This is a genomic window from Stieleria tagensis (assembly GCF_024129865.1).
Lineage (GTDB): Bacteria > Planctomycetota > Planctomycetia > Pirellulales > Pirellulaceae > Stieleria > Stieleria tagensis.
The window spans coordinates 1-1644 of record NZ_JAMYFE010000011.1 but is presented as its reverse complement, the minus strand read 5'-3'; the positions used below and the strand labels follow the sequence as shown (position 1 = coordinate 1644).

The window sequence follows — 1644 nt, the reverse complement described above, 5'->3', positions numbered from 1 at the left end:
CACACCAACGAAGCATTCGAACCGTGGGTTGGTCTTCGATCCAGACCGGCGGTCCGTCATGGATTGCTTTACTTAAATCCACATTGATTCTCCGTGCCTTGGTGCCTCCGTGAGATCGATTGGTCCGGGGGCTCTCACAGAGGCACGAAGGCACGGAGACGAGATAGCAATCGGTCCACGGTGCGGTAGTGCAATAGCCTGCACGTTGCGTTGCCGAGAAACTCTGGCATCAGAGGACCAGTTGGCGGGATTTTTTTCAGCGTTGAGATCAGCGATGTCCGTCGTGGTATGCGGAGTTTCGGTTGCAGGCGTTTCGACAGCATTGGGACGAGGCAATGGGTGGGGGATAGACCGATTGGTACCTGGAAACGCAGGTAGAAGGTGCAAAGGATTCATCGCCCGCCACACTCTCTTCCCCGCTGCAGTTGTCTCTTGCGGGAATGACATCACAGCGATCCTTTGCGATAGAATCATTCTGACGCGGAGCGTTCCCCCGCTAACCCGAACCACGTGATTGTCGACAACGTTCAACGCCCGTTGGATCCGGGTACCTCCGGTACCCGGATAGGTCGCATTTCGTTCGCCGACTGAATTGCATCGTAGACGCAAATGGAAACCTTTGACCAAATCTGGGAGTCCTCGCGGACCAACTCATTTTCATGGATGTATCCTGCTGCGGTTTGGTGCGGTGCCGGTATTCTTGTCGCCCTTAGCGTCATCAAGAACCTCTGGTTGCGTCGAATTGGCAAACTCGCTGCAATCTTTGGCTTTGCGATACTGGCAACCGAGTTTTCAGCCCAAGAAATTCAAGAAAAATGGCGGCTACGGCGTGCATGGGCGGATCTTCATCCTGCGCAAATGACAGATGACGGCTCCAGCGCTCTGACTGTTGACGGAGCGAACTTGACCCTCGGGCCATTGGTCTATGGATTTCAGGCGTTTCTGATATTCGTGGGCATCGCAGTCGTCCTGTCAGTTCTTCGCGCCTTGCTCAGGATTCGGCGTGAAGGCACGATGATTGACACAAGTGATGAATGCAAACATACCGAGATCGAAACTGAATCATCTGCCAATCCGTATCATCCACCGAACGTCGCAACCTGATACAGGTGCGGCGGGTCATGCGATGCAACGGAGCCGGGCTTGCAAGGTTTCACGAATGGAAAGTCAACTCTCCCGGTCCGCTGATCGCGGTCGTTATCGCAATCAATCGCTCCCGCGATGCAAGAAACTCGACGTCATGGGCGACGCCATGAAAGTAATCCGAACGCTGAATCAACTTAAGGCATTGCTGCCCGGCGATACGCCGCGAAGGGCTGATGGAGAATATGGCTTCAAATCAGTAGATGAATTAATCGCCCACAATGAACCGGAGTTGGCGCTCGGTGCCCTTGTCTATATTGCCGAAGCACATGTCGACAACGGAACGATGCTCGAACCGCGGTTTTGGATGACAGCAAAGCAATTTGCTGACCAGTTGTTGGCCTCGAGTCGTACGACGACCTTTGCTGACAGTCTCGCTGATACAATACAGACAATTGACGCGCATTGTGCTCCCGAAAAACGGTGGCATCTGCGAAACCAATAAGAATTTGACATCGCGTGAAAGCAGTGACCAAAGCTTGGTCGGATAAATCCTCCACA

Annotated in this window: 2 protein-coding genes; both read left to right on the top strand. The window is 53.4% G+C overall.

Annotation, left to right across the window (positions count from 1 at the left end):
* Positions 1-609 precede the first annotated feature (609 nt).
* Positions 610-1104 (top strand): hypothetical protein, encoded by a 495-nt coding sequence (locus tag NHH03_RS01325; RefSeq protein WP_253153910.1) that lies wholly within the window; start codon positions 610-612, stop codon positions 1102-1104.
* Between the two features lie 136 nt (positions 1105-1240).
* The gene (locus NHH03_RS01320; RefSeq protein WP_253153909.1) at positions 1241-1588 is read left to right on the top strand and encodes a hypothetical protein; all 348 of its coding nucleotides are present in this window, start codon (positions 1241-1243) and stop codon (positions 1586-1588) included.
* The last annotated feature ends 56 nt before the right edge of the window (positions 1589-1644 follow it).

Excerpts from the sequence above, each read along its gene's own strand:
- NHH03_RS01325 (WP_253153910.1), top strand. The coding sequence starts at position 610 with ATGGAAACCTTTGACCAAATCTGGGAGTCCTCGCGGACCAACTCATTT.
- NHH03_RS01320 (WP_253153909.1), top strand. The coding sequence starts at position 1,241 with ATGGGCGACGCCATGAAAGTAATCCGAACGCTGAATCAACTTAAGGCA.